Below are 22,065 nucleotides of genomic sequence, written 5' to 3'. Positions count from 1 at the left end.
GCTGCGTACGGGTTTCCGGACGTGGGTGGTCCAGGGGGCGTACGGGTCAGAGCGCGTGGCGCAGGGCGCGGTCGCGGACCATCAGGGCGGCGCGCTTGTCGGGCAGGTCCAGTTCGGCGGAGAGCCGGAAGCCCGCCGCGAGGAACGCCGCCAGCGACGGGACGTTCCGGAGGTCGGGCTCCGCGACGACGCGGCGGCAGGCGGGCCGGTGGTCGAGGATCAGGTCGGCGACGGCCCGCAGCAACGCCGTGCCGACGCCGCGCCCCCGGTCGCCCGCTCCCCCGACGAGGACGTGGACACCGGTGTCGTGCGGGCGGGCGGGGTAGTGGCGGGCGAGGGGGTCGAGGTCGGCGCGGTAGATCTCCCAGTAGCTCATCGGGGTGCCGTCGAGGACGCCGAGGCAGGGCAGGCTCCTGCCGTCGCCGTGGAGTTGGGCGCGTACGTGCTCGGCAGTCCGTTCGTCGGGTCCGGCCAGCTCCCAGAACCGCGCCACCACGGGGTCGTTCATCCAGCCGCTGAGGAGCGGCAGGTCGCGGGCGAGCCGTACGGGCACCAGCTGGAGCAGCCCCACCGGGGTGTCGGCGGGACCCCAGTCGGGCACGGAGTCCAGCAGGTCGGGCCCGGCCAGCGGCGAGGGGCCTGGGGGCCGCACCGGGTCGACGACGGCCTCGACGCCGGTGCCGGGTGCGGCGGTACCGGGGGTGGCGAACACGGGCGGCGCCGGCACGGGGCCGGGGCCCGTGAGCCCGGTGGGGAGTTCGAGGTGCAGGGTGTCGGTGTGGTCGGGGTCCGTGGCGGTCCGGCGCGGCGTCGGTGCGGGCTGCTCCATGGCGGGACCTCCTGCGGGGATCGTCAGCGGCTGAGGGGATTGCGTACGGGTACGTACACGGACTGGGTGTCGACCGGCCCGACCAGCTCGTCCATCCCGTTCAGCCGGGTCAGCAGGTTCGCCTTGCAGCGCAGCGTCGGCGCCTCCAGCAGCAGCGCGGGCAGCGGCGAGACGGGGGCGCCGGGGGCGCCGCGCGCGTGCTCGTCGAGGAAGCGCCGGAAGGCGGCGAGCAGCGGCCGTTCGTCGGCCAGCCCCTGGGAGCCGAACGCGCCGACGAGCCCGAGGACGTTGTTGATCCCCAGGTAGTACGCGAAGCGCTCGTCGGTGACGTCGTCCGGGACGTACGAGTCGCTGGCGACGCCCACACCCGGCAACCGCCGGTCGAGGGCGGCGCGGTGGGAGGCGCGGAAGTAGTAGCCCTGGTTGTCGCGGTAGCGACCGCCGCGGGGCCAGCCGTCGGAGTCGAGCAGCACCAGCGTGTTCTGCTGGTGCGCCTCCAGGGCGATGCCCGCGTGCGCGTCCAGCCAGAGGACGGGCGCGACGACGGCGTCGAGGTAGCGCGCGAACCACTCGTCGGCCACCTCGTACGGCGGCCGCCCCGTACGTTCCGCCAGCCGCCCGACCAGGTCCGCGAGCCGGGACCGCAACTCCCTCGCGCGCCCGCCCGGCCAGGGCCGCGGCGAGGTCAGCGAGGCGAGGCAGACGGCGTCGTCGGCCGGGCCGAAGGGGTTGTGCCGCAGTACCGTGTCGAGACCGGGCACCGGCTCGCCGTACGGGTCGTCGACCCCGAGCCAGGCCGGATCCCGCACGATGTCGAACCCGGGGTGGGCCGCCCGCCAGTCGGCGCCGAGACCGGTGCGCAGCAGCCGGTGCACCTCGACGCCGCGCAGCAGCTCCTTGCGGAGGTTCTCCCGGCGGGAGTTGGTGATGCGCAGGCCGAGCGACAGCTTCACCATCGCGGGCGCGCCGGGCCGGTGGAGCGTACGGACGGACGACGTGGGGTACCACGGCGCGCCGCCCGGCCCGAGGTCGCGCAGCAGTCCGGCGGCCAACAGCCGCGCCACCGCGGGCCGGTGCCGCAGTTCGCGGGCCTGCCAGGGGTGCAGCGGCAGCAGGGCCGCGCCGTCGGGGAGGCGCGCGGCGACGTCGTCACCCGCGAGGCGGGCGGTGAGGTCGGCGGCGGGTACGGGGGCGGGCGACGGGGTGGCGGGCGGCGCCTCCCCGTCCTCGTACCAGGCCGAGCCCGTCGCGAGCACCGACGCGTCGACCGCCATCCAGTGCAGCGGGAACGAGCCGCGCAGCTCCGGCGAGTACGCGGGGGCCTCCGTCTCGGAGAGCCCTTCGCGGCTCTTGGGTGTGGGGTGCAGGGGGTGGCCGAGGAGCAGGGCCTGTTCGGCGTCGAGGAACGCGTCGACCTCCGGCGGCGCGTCCGGTGCCGCACGCCGGTCGGTGAGGAACTCGGCGGTGCGCCGCACGGAGTCGGCCACCCGGCCGACGAGCGCGTGCCCCTCGCCCAGCGCGGCGCCCGCGCGTCCCGCGCCTCCCGCGCCCCCGTTCCCGCTGCCCGCGCCGTACGCCGTACCGCCCGCGCCGTACGCCGCCTCCCGGCCGAGCAGGGCCGCCAGCGCCACCGCGTCGAGCGGCGCCGCGTCCAGGGGCGCGCCGTCCAGCAGCGGCGGCCCGAACCGGTGCCAGCCGGTGGGCGACCAGTGGCGTACGGGCACGCACAGGGTCGTCCCGGTGGCGTGCAGCGGTACGCGCAGCGCGCCGTCCTCCGGGCCCGGCAGCGCGCTCTCGCGGACCCAGCAGCGCAGCAGGTTCTCCGCCGCGGCGGCGTCCGCGACGACGGCCGGGTCGGCGTCCTCCAGCGGGTCGGGCACGTCCGTACGGTGCGCGGGGGCCGCGGGGGCGGTGCCCGCTCCCGGGCCGGTGCCGTGGGGCGAGGGGCGGGGCACGTCCGGGACGCTCGCGTCGCGGGGGGCGTACGCGGAGCGGGGGCGGACCGGGAGCGTGCCGTCGGCGGCGGTTCCCTCGGGTCCGGAGCGCGCGTTCACTGCTGGAGCCTCCTGGTGCTGTCGACTCGGCGCGCTGACGAGCGGGCCGCTGTCCCCCGTACGTACCAACGAAGGCGGCGGCGAGGGAGCACGGCCCGTGACAAGATCATCCCCAACGGGCCGGGGGCGCCCGGAGTTTGGCGGGAACCGTGGACCCGGTCCCTTCCGTCCCCCCATTCGCCGGGCATAGTGGGGTGCCGCCTCGCCCGAGGTGTATGACAGGTTCACAGCAGCTGATCCACACAGGGGGAGTTCGATCCATGTCACCCATAGGCAGATCCGTGCGTCGTCGGCGCGCGCTGGCCACGGCCGCCGCCGTGGCAGCGCTGGCGGTGACGGCGACCGCGTGCGGTCCGGAGGACGACGACGCGGACGCGAAGCCGAGCGAGTCGACCACGCAGGTGCCCAAGGACCTCAAGGAGGAACTGGGCCTTCCCGACGAGCTGCCGAAGGACCTCCCCGCCGCCATCGAGGACCTGAGGAACTGGCGCGACGGGGGCTGGAAGGACTGGGACCGGGAGAAGTGGCTCCGCGAGGCGGAGGACTTCGTCAACCCGATCATCGAGGACTTCTGGAACACCGACCGGATGGACGACGCGAAGGACAACGAGCCCGAACGCGACGTCGACGAGTCCGACATCGACCAGGGCGTCACCGACCCCGTACCGGAACCGGTGAAGGCGGCTGCGGTGCCCACCCCGTACACCGGCCAGGCTCCCCCCGTCGGCAAGATCTTCATGGAGACCCCCGAGGGCTCCATGGTCTGCTCCGGCGCCGTCGTCAAGGACCCGAAGAACCCCGGGAAGTCCAACCTCGTCGCCACCGCCGGACACTGCGTGCACGGCGGCAAGGGCAAGGGCTGGTTCCGGAACGTCGTGTTCGTGCCGCACTTCAACAGCGAGGGCCTCGGCCAGGCCGAACTGGAGGGCGCGCCCAAGTCGGACGTCGCCCCGCACGGCGTCTACTGGGCGCAGCACGCCCGCACCACCGACCACTGGATCCAGAACGGTGCCACCCAGGGTGGCAGCGGCGCCCCGCAGGACTTCGCCGTGCTGAAGGTGAAGCCCGAGGACGGCGGCGGTACGAGCCTGGAGGAGACCGTCGGCGACGCGGTCACCGTCAACTTCGACACCCCTGGCGTGAAGAACGTCGCGAGCCTTACGGCGCGCGGCTACCCGGCGGCGCCCCCGTTCTCCGGCGAGACGATGTACGCCTGCGAGGACAAGCCCGGTCGGCTGTCGCTCGACGCGTCGCAGCCCACGATGTACCGCATCGGCTGCACCATGACCGGCGGTTCCTCCGGCGGCCCCTGGCTGAGCGCGGACGGCGAGGAACTGCTCTCCGTCACGTCGATCGGCCCGGTCACCCACGACTGGCTCGCCGGTGCGGCCCTGGGCAAGGAAGCCGAGGCCGTCTTCGACGCCGTCGGCGGCCTGGACTGAAGCGCGGGAGGACCGCAGAGCCATGTCAGGTACGACGACCGGGCGCCGACGGCGTCCCGCGCTCGCGGCCGTGGCCCTCGCCTCGGCGCTGGCGTTGACCGTCACCGCGTGCGGCGGTGACGACGGGGGCGACTCCTCCGCCGAGGCGAAGCCCGACACCTCCGCCGACGGTGCGGCCGAGGACGGCGGGAAGGTCACCGACCGGCTGCCCGAGGACCTGCCCTCGTCGCTCCGCGACCTCGACAAGTGGAAGGAGGGCGGGTGGAAGGACTGGGACCGGGAGCAGTGGCTCCGCGACGCCGAGGACTTCGCCAACCCGTACCTCCCCGACCACTGGAAGCCCGAGCGGCTGAGGGAAGCGGAAGGCAACGACAACACCGTCACGGCGGACGTGGAGACCGCCGCGGGCAGCACCGACCGCGAACCCGACGCCGTACGGGCCGAGCCGGTGAAGACGCCGTACACGCGGCACGCGGCGCCCGCCGGGAAGATCTTCATGGAGACCCCCGACGGCCCCATGGTCTGCTCCGGCACGGTGGTGAAGGACCCGGGCAACCCCGGGAAGTCCGACCTCGTCGCCACCGCGGGCCACTGCGTGCACGGCGGTCAGGGCAAGGGCTGGTTCCGGAACGTCATGTTCGTGCCCGCCTACAACAACAGCGGGCTGCCCGAGTCCCGGGTCGACGGCGCGCCGCGGGGCGACGTCCACCCGTACCGGGACTGGTGGGTGGAGTGGATCCAGACCACCGCGTACTGGATGGAACGGGGCGCCGCGAGCGGCGGCGGGGGCGCGCAGCAGGACTTCGCCGTGCTGAAGGTCCGCACCGACCAGGAGTCCGGCAAGTCGCTGGAGGAGACGGTCGGTACGGCGGTGGAGATCGACTTCGACGCGCCGCCGGTCGAACGTTTCTCCGGCATCAGCTCGTACGGCTACCCGGCGGAGGCGCCGTACGGGGGCGAGCGGATGTTCCGGTGCACGGACCGGCCGGGGCGCTACACGCTGGACCCGACGCAGGAGCCGATGTACCGCATCGGCTGCACCATGACCGGCGGCATGTCCGGGGGCGGGGTCTTCGCCTCGGGCCGGGACGGCGAGGCGCGGCTGGTGTCGGTCAACTCCCTGATCAACAGGCCCGACGTCAGCTACGCCGCCGGGCCACGCCTCGGGGCCGCGGCCAAGGGCGTGTTCGACGCGATCAGTGAGAAGTACGCGGGCACGAGCTGACGCCCGTACGGCGGCGACACCGCGCGAGAGGAGCCCGCCCCGGCCCGGGGCGGGCTCCTCTCGTACGTCCGGTCAGCCGCGGGCGGCCGGGGCGTACGCGCGCAGCTCCGCGGCGAGCGCCTCGTGCACGCGCGCCGTGAGGAGCGTGCCCTCCGCGGTGTGCTCCTCGGAGACCACCTCGCCCTCGGCGTGCGCGCGGGAGACCAGCCCGCCCTGCGTGTACGGCACCAGCGCCTCGACCTCGACGGCGGGCCGCGGCAGGTCCTGGTCCAGCAGCTCCAGCAGGTCGTCGACGCCCGCGCCGGTGCGCGCGGAGACGACCAGGGCCTGCCGCTCCTGGCGCAGCAGCCGCTGGAGGACGAGCGGGTCGGCGGCGTCCGCCTTGTTGACCACCACGATCTCCGGCACGTCGGAGGCGCCCACGTCGCGGATCACCTCCCGCACCGCGGCCAGCTGCTCCTCCGGCGCGGGGTGCGAGCCGTCCACGACGTGCAGGATCAGGTCGGAGGCCGCGACCTCCTCCATCGTGGACCGGAACGCCTCCACGAGGTGGTGCGGCAGGTGCCGGACGAAGCCGACGGTGTCCACCAGCGTGTACAGCCGTCCGCTCGGCGTCTCCGCCTTGCGCACCGTGGGGTCGAGGGTGGCGAACAGCGCGTTCTCCACCAGGACTCCCGCGCCCGTCAGCCTGTTGAGCAGGGAGGACTTGCCCGCGTTGGTGTATCCGGCGATGGCGACGGACGGGACCTTGTTCCGCTTGCGGTCCTGGCGCTGGATGTCGCGGCTGGTCTGCATCTCCGCGATCTCGCGGCGCATCTTCGCCATCTTCTCGCGGATGCGCCGCCGGTCCGTCTCGATCTTGGTCTCACCGGGACCACGGGTGGCCATGCCGCCGCCCGCGGAACCGGAACCGCCACCACCCATCTGACGGGACAGCGACTGGCCCCAGCCGCGCAGCCTCGGCAGCATGTACTGCATCTGCGCCAGCGCCACCTGCGCCTTGCCCTCACGGGACTTGGCGTGCTGCGCGAAGATGTCGAGGATCAGGGCCGTACGGTCCACGACCTTGACCTTGACGACGTCCTCCAGGTGGATCAGCTGGCCGGGGCTCAGCTCACCGTCGCAGACGACGGTGTCGGCACCGGACTCCAGCACCAGGTCGCGCAGCTCGCGCGCCTTGCCGGAGCCGATGTACGTCGCCGGGTCGGGCTTGTCGCGCCGCTGGACCACGCCGTCGAGCACCTCGGCGCCCGCGGTCTCGGCCAGCGCCGCCAGCTCCGCGAGGGAGTTGTCGGCGTCCTGCGCGGTGCCGGAGGTCCAGACGCCGACGAGCACGACGCGCTCCAGCCGGAGCTGTCGGTACTCGACCTCGGTGACGTCCTGCAGCTCGGTGGAGAGTCCCGCCACGCGGCGCAGCGCCGCGCGGTCCGAGCGGTCGTACTGCTCACCGTCGCGCCCGCCGTCGACGTCGTCGCTCCATGCCACGTCCTCTTCCATCAGGGCGTCGGCTCGGCGGTCCGTCTCGGCGAGGCGCTGGCCGGTGTTCGGCAGGGAAGAAGAGGAGAGGGTCATGGGGTCCTTACGCCGTGGGAAAAGGGATGCTGTGCGGTGAACGCTTCCGGTCCCGGGAAGATTCCCGGTCGCCGCGCGGCCCCGCCGCTGCCGACGATGGTGGCACGGGGCGGCCCGCGCGTCACCGCAATTACCGCCCCGGAACGCTCCGCACCCGCGGACGAGCCCCGCCCGCGCCGCGCGACCGGCCCCGCCCCGCCTCAGCCCGTCGACCCCATGGGCACGCGGTGCGCGGCGCGGCTCACGTCGTACACGCCGGGCACCTTGCGCATGGCGCGCATCAGGGCGGGGAGGCCCGTGGCGTCGGGCAGGTGCAGCGTGTACGTGTGCCGTACGCGCTGCTCGCAGGGCGGTTCGACGTCCGCGGAGACCACGGCGGCGCCCTCGGAGGCAATGGTCTCGGTGAGGTCGGCGAGGAGCCGGGGCCGCCCGAACGCCTCCGCGCGGAGCGTCACGCGGCAGCCCGCCTGGAGCTTGCGCCAGCGTACGGAGACGGAGGAGCGCCCGGCGGCGGCCATCCGCACCACCGCCTGGCAGGAGTCGCGGTGCACGGTCACGGCTCCGCCCCGTACGGGGAAGCCGGTGACGGCGTCGGGCGGTACGGGCGTGCAGCAGCGCGCGAGGCGTACGGGGGCGTGCGGGTGCGGCGTGACGATGGAGACGCTGTCGCCGGGGGGCGCGGTCGCGCCGTGCGCGGCGGGGGCGGTGGCTTCCGTCACGGGCTCCGGTACGGATTCCGGCACGGGTCCCGCCGGGGTCTCCGTCGGCACCGTCACCGCGTCGGCGGCGGCCACCGGCGGGTGCGCGGCCAGCCACTTCCGGATGGAGATGCGGGCGGCGGGCGTACGCGCGTGGTCCAGCCACTCCGGCGAGGGCGCGTACGCGGCGGTGCCCGAGGTGGGCGCGAGGAACAGCTGCACCGTGTCGGCGTCGCGCAGCGCCGTGGCGAGGGAGGTCAGCCGCCCGTTGACACGGGCGCCGATACAGCGGTGGGCGGCCTCGCCGTGCAGCGCGTACGCGGCGTCGACGCAGCTGGCGCCCGCGGGCAGCGGCAGCGCGCCGCTGCTCGCGCCGGTGCCGGGCTCCGCGCAGTACACGGTGATCTCGCGGTCCTCGGCCAGCTCGTCCCTCAGCTCGCTCCAGAACGTGTCCGGGTCCGCGGTGCGGCTCTGCCACTCCAGCAGCCGGGAGAGCCAGCCGGGCCGGGTCGGGTCGACGCGTTCGCCGTCCCCGGCGGCCGCCTCCGCCTCGGCGTCCGCGGGGGTGGCGGGGTGCGGGTCGCCGAGGGTGATCACGCCCGCCTCCGCCACCTGGTGCATCTGCCGCGTACGGACGAGGACTTCGGCCACGCGGCCGTCCTGGTCCGCGAAGGCGGTGTGCAGCGACTGGTAGAGGTTGAACTTGGGCACCGCGATGAAGTCCTTGAACTCGGACATCACCGGTACGAAGCAGGTGTGCAGTTCACCGAGGGCCGCGTAGCAGTCGGCGTCCTCGGCGACGAGGATCATCAGCCGCCCGAAGTCGCAGGGGCCCAGCTCGCCGCGCTTCTTCCGCAGCCGGTGCAGCGAGACCAGGTGGCGCGGCCGGATCAGCACCTGCGCGTCGATCGCCGCCTCGCGCAGCACCTCGCGCACTCTCGCCGCGACCTGGGTCAGCGGGTCGGGCTGCGCGGTGTGCGCGCGGATCAACTCCTGCGTACGGGCGTGCTCCTCGGGCAGGAGGATCGCGAAGACCAGGTCCTCCAGCTCCCGTTTGAGCGCCTGCACGCCGAGCCGTTCCGCGAGCGGGATGAGCACGTCGCTGGTGACCTTGGCGATGCGTACCTGCTTCTCGGGGCGCATCACGCCGAGCGTCCGCATGTTGTGCAACCGGTCCGCCAGCTTAATGGACATCACGCGGACGTCGCTGCCGGTGGCCACGAGCATCTTCCGGAAGGTCTCCGGCTCGGCCGCCGCGCCGTAGTCGACCTTCTCCAACTTCGTGACACCGTCCACGAGATGGCACACCTCGTCGCCGAACTCGGCGCGCACCTGCGCCAGCGTGACATCGGTGTCCTCGACCGTGTCGTGCAGCAGTGAGGCGGTCAACGTGGTCTGCTCGGCGCCGAGTTGGGCGAGGATCAGCGTCACCGCGAGCGGGTGCGTGATGTACGGCTCGCCGCTCTTGCGCATCTGGCCGCGGTGGGAGGACTCCGCGAGGAGGTACGCGCGGCGCAGCATGTCCAGGTCGGCGCCGGGGTGATGGGCCCGATGGGCCTGGGCCACGTGCTCGATGGCGTCCGGCAGCGCACCGCGCGGGGACGGCCTGAGCAGGGCGGCCCGGCTGAGCTTTCGAAGGTTTCGTACCGCGCCCATGGCACCTCCCGCTCGTGTAACACCCCGCGTCCGGTGGTGTGATGCTACCGAGCCCACCACGAGCCGTTCACCGGCTCTCGCCCGGGGTGGCACGGATCACCCAATCGAGCGAGGTTCGTTATACGCGTGAGTGGAAAGAGCGCGCAAACCGTGACCCGTGGCGCCGGTCCCCCCGAAGCACCGTTCCGTGCGCGGCGGATCAGCCCGCGAGCAGGGTCCCGTCGAGCGTGCCCTCCGCGACGATCACGGCGGGACCCGTCATCTCGATGCCGCCGTCCACGCCTTCGCTGATGACGAGCCGACCGCCGGGCACGTCCACCGTGTACGTCACGGGGGTGCCGTCAGCGGTGGGGTCGGCGCCGTCCCGGCGCGCGGCGGCGACCATCACGGCGCAGGCGCCCGTACCGCAGGAACGCGTCTCCCCGGACCCCCGCTCGTACACCCTCAGCGCCACGTGCCGCGGCCCACGGTCGACCACGAACTCGACGTTCACACCCCGCGGGTAGGCGGAACCGGGCGCGACGAGCGGCGTCTCGCGCAGCGGACCCGCCTCCGCGAGGTCGTCGACGAAGGCGACGGCGTGCGGGTTCCCGACGTTCACGTGCCGCGCCGCCCAGCTGCGGCCGCCGACCGTCACGGTGACCTCGCCCTCCGGCAGCTCCGCCCGGCCCATGCCGACGGTGACGCCGCCACCGTCGGCGTCCAGCCGTACGCGGCGGAGCCCGGCGCGGGTGGCGACGGCCAGCTCACCGGCCGGGGCGAGGCCCGCGCGGACGAGGTGGCGGGCGAAGACCCGTACGCCGTTGCCGCACATCTCGGCGATGCTGCCGTCGCTGTTGCGGTAGTCCATGAACCACTCGGCGTCGCCCGCCATCGCCCGCGCCTCGGGGTGCCGGGCGGAGCGCACGACGCGCAGCAGGCCGTCGCCGCCGACGCCCGCGCGGCGGTCGCAGAGCCGCGCCACGGCGTCCTTGGACAGCTCGAACCGACCCTCGGGGTCGGGGATGATCACGAAGTCGTTCTCGGTGCCGTGTCCCTTGAGGAACGGCACGGGCCGCGCGTTGTCCACACGGTCGATCGTACGGGACCGGGCGTACGTGCCCGGGGCGCGCTCAGCCGAGCCGGGCGACGCGCCAGACGGCGAGGACGGCGACGGTGCCGACCACGGCCGCGTACAGCAGCACCACGCGCCAGTCGGCGCGCTTGCCGGAGCCTGGCGAGGGCAGGCCGGGCCAGGTGTGGCCGACACGGCGGGCGGCCATGACGCCCCAGCCGGCGGCGCAGGAGCAGATCAGCAGGCCGAGCATGGAGACGACGGCGCCGGAGCTGGCACCCGGCTCGAAGGCCAGCGGGAACGCGAACATCAGTGAACCCAGCGCGCTCAGCACCACGATCGGCGCCAACTGCCAGAGCCGCAGGCGGCGCTGCGGCCGCAACTCGTGCGGCTCCAGCGGCTCGGCCGGTGGGCCGTCGGGGGCGTCCACCACGACCAGGTCGTCGTCGAGAGCCCCGCGTATCCCGTCCAGGTCCGGGATGTAGTCGACCCGGGACTCTTCGTTGTCGCGAGGGCTGGCCTCCATCGCCACGCGCCCTCCCCACTCCGGCTGCTCGGCTCGAACGATGGTTGATGATGGCACGTAGGAGCACCCCCGATCGGCGCCCGAGCGGTCCCGATGCCATGACGTGATCAGGCTGTGACCGCTCGTTCGAGCAACGCGAGGGCGCTCGACGTGAGTTCCGCCCTGTCGGCGGCTCCGCCGCCGAGCCAGTGGACGCGCGGGTCCCGGCGGAACCAGGAGTCCTGGCGCCGCGCGAACCGCTTCGTGGCGCGCACCGTCTCGGCCCGCGCCGCGTCCTCCGCGCACTCCCCGGCCAGGGCGGCGAGCACCTGCTGGTAGCCGAGAGCCCGGGAGGCCGTACGGCCCTCGCGCAGCCCTGCCGCCTCCAGCGCGCGCACCTCGTCGACGAGTCCGGCCTCCCACATGCGGTCGACCCGGTCGGTGATCCGCGCGTCCAGTTCGGGGCGGGCGACGTCGACGCCGATCTGGAGGGTGTCGTAGACGGCCTCGTGCCCGGGGAGGTGGGCGGTGAAGGGCCGCCCGGTGATCTCGATGACCTCCAGGGCGCGTACGAGGCGGCGGCCGTTGCTGGGGAGGATGGCGCGCGCGGCGTCCGGGTCGGTGACGCCGAGGCGGGCGTGCAGGACGCCGGGTCCGCGGTCGGCCAACTCGGCCTCCAGGCGGGCGCGTACGGCGGGGTCCGTGCCGGGGAACTCCATCACGTCGAGGGCCGCCCGCACGTACAGCCCGGAGCCGCCGACGAGCACCGGCACCCGGCCCGCGGCGAGCAGTCGGTCGATCTCGGCGCGGGCGAGCCGCTGGTAGTCGGCCACGTTGGCGGCGACGGTGACGTCCCAGACGTCCAGCAGGTGGTGGGGTACGCCCCGGCGTTCCGCGGGGGTCAGTTTGGCGGTGCCGATGTCCATGCCCGCGTACAGCTGCATCGAGTCCGCGTTGACGATCTCACCGCCCAGGTGCCGGGCGAGGCCGACGGCCAGATCGGACTTGCCGGCCGCGGTGGGGCCGACGACCGCGATGACCTGGGGAGTGCGCCGGGAGGCGGATACGGGGACTGTCACGGGCGTGATTGTCGCAAACGGCGCGGGTGGCCGCCGGGCCCCGGGCGGATCACCGGGACCGGGGTACGGGCAGGACGGAATCCCCCGGCTCCGGGTATGGTCTTCAGTGGATATGGGCGTTTCATCCCCTTTACGGTCGCGGCTCGCTCCCCGCGGGCGGGACGGCGGACCGGCGCGGCGACGGAACGCCCGCACACAGCCGCTCAACGGAAGGTGACCGCGATCATGGGCTTCATGGACAAGGTCAAGGGCATGCTCGGACAGCACGGCGACAAGGTCGGCCAGGGCATCGACAAGGGCGCCGACACCCTCGACCGCAGGACCGGCGGAAAGCACTCCGACAAGATCCGCTCCGGCACGGACAAGGCCAAGGACGGCATCGACCGCATGGGCGACGACCGGCACGGCGGCGGCGCCGCCTGACGGCTCGCGCACCCGCGCACGCCCGCCGGGTGCGGCCCTACGGGCCCGGGTCCGTACGGCCGCACCCGCGCGTCGCCGCGGCCGTCGCGCCCTCCGTCACGACCAGCTCGCCACCAGGTAGCCGACGCCGTACGGCGCCTCGTCGTACAGCAGGCGGCCGCTGAGGCCCGCGCCCTCCGCCGCCCCCGCGAGCACCTGCCAGCAGGCGCGGCCGGCGGCCTTCAGCTCGTACGCCAGCTCGTCGTCCAGCGCGAGCAGCCCCGGCAGGTCGGCGGCGCCCAGCGCGCGGGCGGCCTCGGCGTCGAAGGCGGCGGCGCGCTCGTCGAAGTACCCGGGCGCCTTCAGCGTGCGGCACGCGCTGCCGTCGCCCATCACCAGGAGCGCCGACCGGCCCTCCCCCGCGGCCAGTTCACGCCCGGCGGCCACGCAGCGGTCGCGCGTCAGCGGCTCGCCCACGCCGAGCCCCTCGACCGGCGCGGCACCCCAGCCCGTACGTTCCAGCAGCCAGGCGGCGACCGCCAGCGACGGCGGCAACTCGTGCGCGTCGGCGGCGGGTTCGCCCCCGCCCAGGGTCACGTCGAGGGGTACGCCGTAGCCGCGGAACGAGCCCGGCGCGCCCTGCGGGTGGCGGCCGCGCCCGGACCGCTCGGCGGGGCCGACGACGACCAGCCGGTCCGGCCGCGCCGCGGCCAGGACGCCGATCGCGTCGAAGCAGGCCGCGCGGGCGCCGTCCGTCTCGGGGGCGGCCGCACCGGACACCTCGGGCACCAGCAGGGGCGGGCAGGGGCACACGGCCGCGGCGACAAGCATGGCGCGCAGCTTAGGCGATGGCGAGGCGGAGGGGTCGACCGTACGGCGCCGGAACCGGGGCTCCGGCGGACACCGCCTAGCAGGCCGTGCAGCCGCCGCCCGTGCCCGACGCCGCGGGCTCCGCCGTCGGCACGCCCACGGTCGGCAGCCCGAGCAGCACGCCCGGCGCGGGCTGCGGCGCGGCGTTGCGGCGCTCCCAGGCGTCGCCCGCGCGCGTACGCCGCACGGCGCGGGCCGGGCCCTCGGCGAGGAGGTGGTGCGGGGCGGCGTACGTGATCTCGACCGTGGCGAGGTCGCCGGGGCGTACGGACAGGCCGTCCGCGGCGAAGTGCACGAGGCGGTTGTCGGGCGCGCGGCCCGACAGGCGGCGCGTGGCGCCGTCCTTGCGCCCCTCGCCCTCCGCGACCATGACCTCCAGGGTGCGGCCGAGCTGCCGCTTGTTCTCCGCCCAGGAGATCTCCTCCTGGAGCTCCACCAGCCGCTCGTAGCGCTCCTGCACGACGGCCTTCGGCACCTGCCCGTCCATCTCGGCGGCGGGCGTCCCCGGGCGCTTGCTGTACTGGAAGGTGAACGCCTGCGCGAAGCGCGCCTCGCGCACCACGTGCAGCGTCTCCTGGAAGTCCTCCTCGGTCTCGCCGGGGAAGCCCACGATGATGTCGGTGGAGATCGCGGCCTCGGGCATCGCGGCGCGGACCTTCTCGATGATGTCGAGGTAGCGCTCCTGCCGGTACGAGCGGCGCATCGCCTTCAGCAGCCGTGACGAGCCGGACTGGAGCGGCATGTGGAGCTGCGGCATCACGTTCGGCGTCTCGGCCATCGCCGCGATCACGTCGTCCGTGAAGTCGCGCGGGTGCGGGGAGGTGAAGCGGACGCGCTCCAGCCCGTCGATCCGGCCACACGCGCGCAGCAGCTTGCCGAACGCCTCGCGGTCGCCGATGTCGCTGCCGTACGCGTTGACGTTCTGTCCGAGCAGGGTGATCTCGCTGACGCCCTCGTCGACGAGGGCCTCCACCTCCGCGAGGATGTCGCCGGGACGGCGGTCCTTCTCCTTGCCGCGCAGCTGCGGGACGATGCAGAAGGTGCAGGTGTTGTTGCAGCCGACGGAGACCGAGACCCACGCGGCGTACGCGCTCTCGCGCCGCGTCGGCAGCGTCGAGGGGAACGCCTCCAGGGACTCCGCGATCTCGACCTGCGCCTCGTTCTCCACCCGGGCGCGCTCCAGCAGTACGGGGAGCTTGCCGACGTTGTGGGTGCCGAAGACGACGTCGACCCACGGCGCCTTCCGCGTGATCGTGTCGCGGTCCTTCTGCGCCAGGCAGCCGCCCACGGCGATCTGCATGCCGGGCCGGGCGGCCTTCTTCGGCACGAGCTGGCCGAGGTTGCCGTACAGCCTGTTGTCCGCGTTCTCGCGCACCGCGCAGGTGTTGAACACCACCACGTCGGCGCCGTCGGCGTCCGCGGGCGCGCGCACGTATCCGGCGTCCTCCAGCAGGCCCGCCATGCGCTCGCTGTCGTGGACGTTCATCTGGCAGCCGAACGTGCGGATCTCGTAGCTTCGTGTCTGGGTGTCCTGCGCGGTCATGCCCCCCAGGGTAGGCGCTCGCGGGGAGGGCGCCCGACCCGCGTGCGCCCTCCCGTACGCGTGCGCGCGTACGGGCCGCTCCGGCCCCCTCCCCCGCCGCTCAGCGCGCGCCGGTCGCGCCCGCCGCCGTGCGCGCCAGCCCGGCGGCCGAGGTGCCGAGCCCGCCGGGGCGCGGGGGCGTCCACGGGCGCCGTGGGGCGCCGGGCGGGGAGGCGGCGTGGCGGCGCAGGTCCTCCTCGCGGTAGCGGCGGCAGTCCCGGTGCCAGACGAGGATGCCGGAGAGCCAGTTCTCCAGGTCCCGCACGTAGTCGTCGAGGGCCGCGCGCGCCGCGGCGTCGAGCTGGAACTCCTCGTGCAGCAGCGGCAGTTCGTTCGCGACGACGTGCTGGAACTGCCGCATCCGGGAACGCATCAGGTCACCGACCACGGACACGGCCGTCGGCTGGTCGCAGTCGAAGAAGTCCTGCACCACCAGGACGCCGTTGTGCAGCTCGCCCTCGAACTCGATCTCCTTCTGGTACGAGAAGAGGTCGTTGAGCAGCGCGGCGAAGTCCGCCGCGGAGTCCTCCAGGGAACGCATCGGGCGGGTGGCGTGGAGCGCGGGTGGCAGCCGGTCGGCGTGCGCGAGGCGGCACAGGCTCATGGTGAGGTCCGAGCCGAAGGTCAGCCGCCGCATCTCCAGGTAGTCGACCGGGTCCGGGACGCGGTTCTGCGCCTGGTTGGCCAGCTCCCACAGCCAGCTGTGCGCCATCCGCTCGACCGCCCCGCGGAACGCCCGGCGCGACGCCGGGTCCATCGGCCCGGCCGTACGCGCCCACAGGTCCGCCAGGCCCCGTTCCAGCGCGCTGGTGGGGACGGGCGTGTGCGCGGACTCCAGCGGCATGAACGCGGACAGGCGTTCCGTGCACAGGTGGGCTCCGGCGAGGTCGCGGCCCCGGCCGAAGACCGCCGGGTAGTAGTCGTCGCCGTACGTGCCCCAGGCCAGCCAGGCGGAGGTGAGGTCGAGTTGGGCGGGGGTGGCGTCGGGGTGGATGCCGGCGGCGCACAGGGGGAGGTCGATGTCCCGCAGCAGCGGCTCGTCCCACACGTGCGAGCCGGGGACACCGGGCTGCGGCTCCAGGATGCCCGTACGGTGCGCCCACTCGACGACGTGGTCGCGGGCGGTGTCCAGGTGCGGGCTGAGGCGGGCGGTGAACGGGACGTCGATCGGCGGCAGCGGGGACGGGCCGACGCGGCGGTACGGCACGTGCCGGAAACGGCGCGCGCGGGCGGTCTCCGCGCGCGCGGTGGTCGGAACGGTGCCGGGGGCGGCCGTCCGTACGGTGGCGGCGAGAGCGGCGGCGGCCGTGCCGAGGCCGGTCGGGGCGAGGTCGAGCGGGGCGGGGTCGAGCGGGGCGGGGTGCGCCGGGGTGGGGTCCGCGGAAACGGCGTCCCTCCGCGCGGAATCGGCGTCCGCGCGCGCGGACGCCGATTCCGCGCCGGAGTCCGGGGCGCCGCCCGGACCTTCCGGCGTCCCGTGGCCGTTCATGTAGCGGCTGGACCGGGTGTGCCACTCGTGCCCGCCCGCCTGCCAGTCCTGGAGCCCCTTCACGTACGCCGCGACCGCCGCGCACGACGCCGCGTCGAGCCCGGTCGCGGCGAACAGCGGCGCCAGTTCGGTGGCCGCCGTGTGCTCGAACTGCTGGAGCCGTGAGGTCAACAGGTCGTTGACGGATTCGGCCGCCTCCTGGGTGGTGCAGCCGAGGAAGGTCTCCAGGACCAGGACGCAGTTGGCGAGTTCGCCCTCCTCCTCGGTCTCCCGCTGGTACGAGAACAGGTCGTTCCGCAGGTGCACGGCGTCCGCGAAGCTGTCCAGCAGCACCCGCAGCGGCCGCGACCCGGCGACCGCCGACGGCACCTCGGCCCGCGCCGCGTACTCCACCAGGCCTGCGGACCAGGGGGCGCCGCCGACCTTGCGGCGCATCTCCAGGTACTCGACGGGGTTGGCGACGCGGCGCTGGTGGATGTTGGCCAGCTCCCACAGCGACTCGTTCAGCAGGTTGCGGGTGCTCTCCGCGAAGCGCGCCCGCCAGTCGGCGGACATCGCGGGCACCGTACGGGCCCACAGGTCCGCGAGTCCCGCCTCGACGGGGTTGGCGGGCCGGGGGACGGCCGCGTCCGGGTCCGTCGGCATGAACGCGGGGAGGCGCGCGAGGTAGGCGCGCGCGCCGTCGCGGTCCTGCGGCTTCTTGAAGACCTCCAGGAAGTGGTCGTCGAAGAAGAAGACCCACACGTACCAGTCGGTGACCAGCGACAGGTCGGGGCCGGACGCGTCGGGGTGGGTGTAGCCGCACAGCAGCGCGTAGTCGTGCGCGTCGAGGTCGTCCTGCTCCCAGACGCCTGAGCCCTCCAGCATGCCCATCGACCGCGCCCAGTCGCGCGAGTGCGTCCGCGCCCCGTCGGTGTGCGGGTTCAGCCGGGCGGGGTACGGGGTGTAGAAGTCCGGCAGTACGAAGGGCTGTGTCACGTGCCCGGCCTTTCCTCGGTACGTCCGCGGGTGCGTCCCGCGGCGGCGGGCGGGACCGCGCCCGGCCCCGCCCGCCGTGGGCGCGCTCAGCCTTACCCCTGGTCGGCGGCGCCATCCGGGCGGCGGAAACAGTCATACGAACCACCCGCTGGTTCCGGCCACCCCCGGTGTCACCCACACGGGCAACAACGACACCACGGGCAACTCCCGTACCCCGTCACGCTTCTCACCCGGCGCCTCCGCGCCGCCCCGCACACGCGCCGAGTCGCACCGTTCCGGCACACGCCCGTGCGCGCCCTTGTGCCGCTGACGGCTGCCCGTTCCGCGCCGGGACTGGCAGGATCGTGCGCATGGTCCGACCCGAAGTCCCGTACGGCTCCGGCGCCGTACGCGGTGCGCGCGCGCTCGTACGCCGGCGCGCGGTACGGGCGGCGGGCGCCGTCGCGGTGGTGCTGGGGCTGCTGCTGTGGTGGCTGCTGCCGTCGTCCGATCCGGCGCCCAGCGGGAACGTCACCTTCGCGACGGGCGTGCCCACGGGCGTCTACGCGCGCTACGGCACCCTCCTCCAGCAGCGCCTCGGCCGGGACGCGCCGGACCTCGACCTGGGGCTGCGGGCCAGCGAGGGCTCCGTCGAGAACATCGAGATGCTGGTCTCCGGCAAGGCCGACTTCACCATCGCCCAGTCCGACGCCGTCGCCGACTACCTCGACAGCGGCGGCGAGGGCGCGGAGCGCCTGTCGGCGTGCGCGCGGCTGTACGACGACTACGTGCAGCTCGTCGTCCCCGCCGACTCCCCCGTACGCAGCGCGCGCGACCTGCGCGGGCTGCGCGTCGGCACGGGCGAGGCCCGCTCCGGCGTGAACCTGGTGGCGGGGCGGCTGCTCAGGGCCGCCGGGCTGGACCGCGAACGGGACCTGCGCGAGGAGGCGATCGGCATCGACCGGATGCCGTCCCTGCTGGCGAAGGGCGAGCTGGACGCGTTCCTGTGGACCGGCGGGCTGCCCACGTCGGCGATCGAGCAGCTGGCCCGGCACACCCGCATCCGGCTCGTGCAACTGGGCGACCTCGTACCGAGGTTGCAGCGCATGGAGCCCGAGACGCGGTACTACCGCCCGGCGGTGATGCCCGCCGACGCGTACCCGGACGTGCAGCAGGGCGAGCCCGTGGACACCGTCGCGGTGTCGAACCTGCTGGTCACCACGGACCGTACGGACCCTGAGGTCGCGGAGGCGGTGACGCGCTCGCTGATCAACAGCCGGGACCAGATCGGCAACGAGGTGCACGCCGCCCAGAAGGTCGACCTGCGCACGGCGATCTACACCGACCCGCTGCCGCTGCACACCGGGGCGGAGCGCTACTACCGCGCCGTCAAGCCCTGAACCGTACGCCCGCGCCCGTACGTACGCCCGCCCCGCCGCCTGCCCGCCGGATGACCCTCCGGTGACCGGCGGGCGACCCCGTGTGCACGGGACGCGGGTACCGGCAAACAACCTGCCCTGCGGGGAAGACGCCCGGTCGGAGGGGGTGATATCGATGTCGGAGGTCCTCCGAGTCGCCCACCGAGGGAGTCGCCGAGATGCACGACGACCACAGCATTGTCGAAGACCGGCTGCGCCGCGTCCTGGACGAGCGCGTACGCCCCGCGGTCCACGGCTCCGCCGTGCCGCTCACCGTCGAGCGCTGGGAGGCGCCCGGCGAGCCCGTACCCGTGGCCGAGGGCCTCGCCGCGACGTACGGGCCCGGCGCGGCCGGGGAGGAGTGGGGTCCGGCCTGGGGCACGACGTGGTTCCGGCTGACCGGCGAGGTGCCCGCCGAGTGGGCGGGCCGCACCGTGGAGGCCGTGCTCGACCTGGGCTTCGACCGGAACATGCCCGGCTTCCAGTGCGAGGGGCTCGTCTACCGCGCGGACGGCGAGGCGGTGAAGGCCCTCAACCCGCGCAACGACTGGGTGCGGATCGCGCGGCCCGCCACCGGCGGCGAGACGGTGGAGCTGTACGTCGAGGCCGCCGCCAACCCGATCCTCAACACCCCGCAGACGCCCACCTACCAGGGCGACCGGCTCACCGCCCACGACCGGCCGCTCTACCGGCTGGGCCGCATGGACCTGGCCGTCTTCGAGACGGAGGTCTGGGAGCTGGTCCAGGACCTGGAGGTCGCGGACGGGCTGATGCGGGAGCTGCCGCTGGAGGACGCGCGCCGCTGGGAGCTGCTGCGCGCCGTCGAACGCGCCCTGGACGCCGTCGACCTGGGCGACGTCCCGGGCAGCGCCGCGGCGGCCCGCGCCTGCCTGACCGGGGTGCTGTCGGCGCCCGCGCGCGCGTCCGCGCACAGGATCAGCGCGGTCGGGCACGCGCACATCGACTCGGCGTGGCTGTGGCCGCTGCGGGAGACCGTACGGAAGGTCGCGCGCACCGCGTCGAACATGGTGAACCTGATGGACGACCATCCGGAGTTCGTGTTCGCCATGTCGCAGGCGCAGCAGCTGGCGTGGATCAAGGAGCACCGGCCGGAGGTGTACGCCAAGGTCAAGCGGAAGGTCGCGGACGGGCAGTTCGTGCCCGTGGGCGGCATGTGGGTCGAGTCGGACACGAACATGGTCGGCGGCGAGGCCATGGCCCGGCAGTTCCTCTACGGGAAGAAGTTCTTCCTGGACGAGTTCGGGATCGACACCAGGGAGGTGTGGCTGCCGGACACCTTCGGCTACACGGCGGCGATGCCGCAGATCGTGACGCTGGCGGGCGCGAAGTGGTTCCTGACGCAGAAGATCTCCTGGAGCCAGACGAACGCGTTCCCGCACCACACGTTCTGGTGGGAGGGCATCGACGGCACCCGGGTGTTCACGCACTTCCCGCCGGTGGACACGTACAACTCCGACCTGAGCGGCCGGGAGATGGCGCACGCCGCGCGCAACTACCGCGACAAGGGCGCCGGTTCGCGCTCCCTCGCGCCCTTCGGGCACGGTGACGGGGGCGGCGGCTCCACCCGCGAGATGCTGGCGCGCGCGGAGCGGCTGCGCGACCTGGAGGGGTCGCCGCGGGTGACGGTGGAGAAGCCGTCGGAGTTCTTCGAGAAGGCGCACGCGGAGTACCCGGACGCGCCCGTGTGGGCCGGGGAGTTGTACCTGGAGCTGCACCGCGGCACGTACACCTCGCAGGCCAAGACCAAGCAGGGCAACCGGCACAGCGAGTCCCTGCTGCGCGAGGCGGAGCTGTGGGCGGCGACCGCGGCGGTACGGGTCGCGGGTCACGCGTACCCGTACGAGCGGCTGGAGGAGCTGTGGAAGACGGTGCTGCTGCACCAGTTCCACGACATCCTGCCGGGCTCGTCGATCGCCTGGGTGCACCGCGAGGCGCGCGAGACGTACGCCCGCGTACGCGCCGAGCTGGAGGACGTCATCGACTCCGCCCAGCGCGCGCTGGCGGGCGAGGGCGACACGGAGGTCGTGTTCAACGGCGCGCCGCACGCCCGCGGCGGCGTCCCGGGCGGAGGCGCGGCCGTACGGTCCCCCCGCGCGGACGACACCGCCGTGACGGTCACCGACCGGGACGGCGGCGGCTGGGTCCTCACCAACGGTCTGCTGCGGGTGGAGGTCGACGCGCGCGGCCTGGTGGTGTCCGCGTACGACCTGGCGGGCGACCGCGAGTCCGTCGCGCCGGGGCACGCCGCGAACCTCCTCCAGGTGCACCCGGACTTCCCCAACCACTGGGACGCCTGGGACGTCGACGCGTTCTACCGGCACAGCGTCACCGACCTGACCGACGCCGACGAGGTCGCGCTGACCGCCGACGGGCCGGACGCGGTGACCGTACGGGCCACCCGTACGTTCGGCGCGTCGTCCGTCGTGCAGCGGCTGACGCTGCGCGCGGGCGCCCGCGCGCTGGACCTGGACACGGAGGTCGACTGGCAGGAGAGCGAGAAGTTCCTCAAGGCGGCCTTCCCGCTGGACGTGAAGGCCGAACGGTCCGCGTCGGAGACGCAGTTCGGGCACGTGTTCCGGGCGACGCACACGAACACGTCGTGGGACGCCGCCAAGTTCGAGATCTGCGCGCACCGCTGGCTCCACGTCGAGGAACCGGACTGGGGCGTCGCCGTCGTCAACGACTCGACGTACGGGCACGACGTCACCCGCGACGTACGCCCCGACGGCGGCCAGACCACCACCGTCCGGCTGTCCCTGCTGCGCGCCCCCCGCTACCCGGACCCGGAGACCGACCAGGGCACGCACCGGCTGCGCTACGCCCTGGTGCCGGGCGCGACCGTCGGCGACGCCGTCCGCGAGGGCCACTGGATCAACCTGCCGGAACGCGCCGTGACCGGCGGCGGCGACCCCGTCGCGCCGCTCGTCTCCGTGGCCGGCGACCAGGTCGTCGCGGAAGCGGTCAAGCTGGCGGAGGACCGCGGCGGCGACGTGATCGTACGGCTCTACGAGTCGCGCGGCAGCCGCGCCCGTACGACCGTCACCGCGGGCTTCGAGCTGGCCTCGGCGGCCGTGGTGGACCTGCTGGAACGCCCGCTGGAGGACACCGCCGCCGTACCGGAACCGGCGGCGGACGGGGCGGTGGGCGTCGTGCTGCGCCCGTTCCAGATCCTCACGCTGCGGCTCACCCCGGCGCGCTGACGGCGCCCGCCG

15 protein-coding genes are annotated in these 22,065 nt (G+C 74.2%); 5 read left to right on the top strand and 10 right to left on the bottom strand.

All coding sequences use genetic code 11. The features are described 5' to 3' along the window. Window positions 1–46 precede the first annotated feature (46 nt). Both D7M15_RS22925 and D7M15_RS22920 read right to left on the bottom strand, forming a co-directional pair. Window positions 47–829, bottom strand: a complete 783-nt coding sequence (locus D7M15_RS22925; protein ID WP_121519220.1) for a GNAT family N-acetyltransferase — start codon at window positions 827–829, stop codon at window positions 47–49. A 23-nt stretch (window positions 830–852) separates the two neighbouring features. After that, the gene (locus D7M15_RS22920; RefSeq protein ID WP_206337410.1) at window positions 853–3,060 is read right to left on the bottom strand and encodes an IucA/IucC family protein; all 2,208 of its coding nucleotides are present in this window, start codon (window positions 3,058–3,060) and stop codon (window positions 853–855) included. Between the two features lie 83 nt (window positions 3,061–3,143). Between D7M15_RS22920 and D7M15_RS22915 the strand changes: the two genes are divergently transcribed. Continuing rightward, window positions 3,144–4,325, top strand: a complete 1,182-nt coding sequence (locus D7M15_RS22915) for a hypothetical protein (protein WP_121519219.1) — start codon at window positions 3,144–3,146, stop codon at window positions 4,323–4,325. A gap of 22 nt (window positions 4,326–4,347) precedes the next feature. Further along, on the top strand, window positions 4,348–5,550 hold the full coding sequence (locus tag D7M15_RS22910) for a hypothetical protein (protein ID WP_121519218.1): 1,203 nt from the start codon (window positions 4,348–4,350) through the stop codon (window positions 5,548–5,550). A 72-nt stretch (window positions 5,551–5,622) separates the two neighbouring features. Here D7M15_RS22910 and hflX read toward each other — a convergent pair whose 3' ends face one another. The 5 genes from hflX to miaA form a co-directional block, all read right to left on the bottom strand. Beyond that, complete coding sequence (gene hflX, locus D7M15_RS22905; protein WP_121519217.1) at window positions 5,623–7,122, bottom strand: GTPase HflX; 1,500 nt, start codon at window positions 7,120–7,122, stop codon at window positions 5,623–5,625. Window positions 7,123–7,322: 200 nt separating this feature from the next. After that, entirely contained in the window at window positions 7,323–9,476 is a 2,154-nt protein-coding gene (locus tag D7M15_RS22900; protein ID WP_121519216.1) for an HD domain-containing protein, read from the bottom strand. Between the two features lie 199 nt (window positions 9,477–9,675). After that, the gene (dapF, locus tag D7M15_RS22895; RefSeq protein ID WP_121519215.1) at window positions 9,676–10,545 is read right to left on the bottom strand and encodes a diaminopimelate epimerase; all 870 of its coding nucleotides are present in this window, start codon (window positions 10,543–10,545) and stop codon (window positions 9,676–9,678) included. A 43-nt stretch (window positions 10,546–10,588) separates the two neighbouring features. Beyond that, on the bottom strand, window positions 10,589–11,056 hold the full coding sequence (locus tag D7M15_RS22890) for a hypothetical protein (protein ID WP_240649433.1): 468 nt from the start codon (window positions 11,054–11,056) through the stop codon (window positions 10,589–10,591). 107 nt (window positions 11,057–11,163) lie between these two features. Continuing rightward, a complete protein-coding gene (gene miaA, locus D7M15_RS22885; protein WP_121519213.1) occupies window positions 11,164–12,114 on the bottom strand; it encodes a tRNA (adenosine(37)-N6)-dimethylallyltransferase MiaA in 951 nt (316 codons plus the stop codon). Between the two features lie 225 nt (window positions 12,115–12,339). Here miaA and D7M15_RS22880 point away from each other — a divergent pair, with 225 nt between their 5' ends. Continuing rightward, a complete protein-coding gene (locus tag D7M15_RS22880; protein ID WP_121521254.1) occupies window positions 12,340–12,537 on the top strand; it encodes an antitoxin in 198 nt (65 codons plus the stop codon). A gap of 96 nt (window positions 12,538–12,633) precedes the next feature. On the opposite strand, the gene D7M15_RS22875 is transcribed toward D7M15_RS22880, so the two are convergent. The 3 genes from D7M15_RS22875 to D7M15_RS29190 form a co-directional block, all read right to left on the bottom strand. Then, the gene (locus D7M15_RS22875; RefSeq protein ID WP_121519212.1) at window positions 12,634–13,347 is read right to left on the bottom strand and encodes a class III extradiol dioxygenase subunit B-like domain-containing protein; all 714 of its coding nucleotides are present in this window, start codon (window positions 13,345–13,347) and stop codon (window positions 12,634–12,636) included. A gap of 76 nt (window positions 13,348–13,423) precedes the next feature. Next, window positions 13,424–14,929 carry a tRNA (N6-isopentenyl adenosine(37)-C2)-methylthiotransferase MiaB gene (miaB, locus tag D7M15_RS22870; RefSeq protein WP_121519211.1) on the bottom strand — a complete coding sequence of 502 codons (1,506 nt, stop codon included), beginning with the start codon at window positions 14,927–14,929 and terminating at the stop codon, window positions 13,424–13,426. Window positions 14,930–15,029: 100 nt separating this feature from the next. Then, on the bottom strand, window positions 15,030–17,435 hold the full coding sequence (locus D7M15_RS29190; RefSeq protein ID WP_240649432.1) for a germacradienol/geosmin synthase: 2,406 nt from the start codon (window positions 17,433–17,435) through the stop codon (window positions 15,030–15,032). A 350-nt stretch (window positions 17,436–17,785) separates the two neighbouring features. Between D7M15_RS29190 and D7M15_RS22860 the strand changes: the two genes are divergently transcribed. Together D7M15_RS22860 and D7M15_RS22855 are read left to right on the top strand one after the other, a co-directional pair. Continuing rightward, window positions 17,786–18,814 carry a TAXI family TRAP transporter solute-binding subunit gene (locus D7M15_RS22860; protein ID WP_121519210.1) on the top strand — a complete coding sequence of 343 codons (1,029 nt, stop codon included), beginning with the start codon at window positions 17,786–17,788 and terminating at the stop codon, window positions 18,812–18,814. Window positions 18,815–19,011: 197 nt separating this feature from the next. After that, window positions 19,012–22,053, top strand: coding sequence for a glycoside hydrolase family 38 C-terminal domain-containing protein (locus D7M15_RS22855; RefSeq protein WP_121519209.1), 3,042 nt, complete (start codon window positions 19,012–19,014; stop codon window positions 22,051–22,053). Window positions 22,054–22,065 lie beyond the last annotated feature (12 nt).

Origin of the sequence: Streptomyces sp. Z26, from assembly GCF_003665095.1 — a bacterium.
Taxonomy (GTDB): Bacteria; Actinomycetota; Actinomycetes; order Streptomycetales; family Streptomycetaceae; genus Streptomyces; species Streptomyces phytohabitans.
The sequence above is the reverse complement of the archived record's forward strand: the minus strand, read 5'-3'. Positions and strand labels throughout refer to the sequence as shown.

Excerpts from the sequence above, each read along its gene's own strand:
- D7M15_RS22925 (WP_121519220.1), bottom strand. The coding sequence starts at position 829 with ATGGAGCAGCCCGCACCGACGCCGCGCCGGACCGCCACGGACCCCGAC.
- D7M15_RS22920 (WP_206337410.1), bottom strand. The coding sequence starts at position 3,060 with ATGGGGGGACGGAAGGGACCGGGTCCACGGTTCCCGCCAAACTCCGGG.
- D7M15_RS22915 (WP_121519219.1), top strand. The coding sequence starts at position 3,144 with ATGTCACCCATAGGCAGATCCGTGCGTCGTCGGCGCGCGCTGGCCACG.
- D7M15_RS22910 (WP_121519218.1), top strand. The coding sequence starts at position 4,348 with ATGTCAGGTACGACGACCGGGCGCCGACGGCGTCCCGCGCTCGCGGCC.
- hflX (WP_121519217.1), bottom strand. The coding sequence starts at position 7,122 with ATGACCCTCTCCTCTTCTTCCCTGCCGAACACCGGCCAGCGCCTCGCC.
- D7M15_RS22900 (WP_121519216.1), bottom strand. The coding sequence starts at position 9,476 with ATGGGCGCGGTACGAAACCTTCGAAAGCTCAGCCGGGCCGCCCTGCTC.
- D7M15_RS22890 (WP_240649433.1), bottom strand. The coding sequence starts at position 11,056 with ATGGAGGCCAGCCCTCGCGACAACGAAGAGTCCCGGGTCGACTACATC.
- D7M15_RS22880 (WP_121521254.1), top strand. The coding sequence starts at position 12,340 with ATGGGCTTCATGGACAAGGTCAAGGGCATGCTCGGACAGCACGGCGAC.
- D7M15_RS22875 (WP_121519212.1), bottom strand. The coding sequence starts at position 13,347 with ATGCTTGTCGCCGCGGCCGTGTGCCCCTGCCCGCCCCTGCTGGTGCCC.
- miaB (WP_121519211.1), bottom strand. The coding sequence starts at position 14,929 with ATGACCGCGCAGGACACCCAGACACGAAGCTACGAGATCCGCACGTTC.
- D7M15_RS22860 (WP_121519210.1), top strand. The coding sequence starts at position 17,786 with ATGGTCCGACCCGAAGTCCCGTACGGCTCCGGCGCCGTACGCGGTGCG.
- D7M15_RS22855 (WP_121519209.1), top strand. The coding sequence starts at position 19,012 with ATGCACGACGACCACAGCATTGTCGAAGACCGGCTGCGCCGCGTCCTG.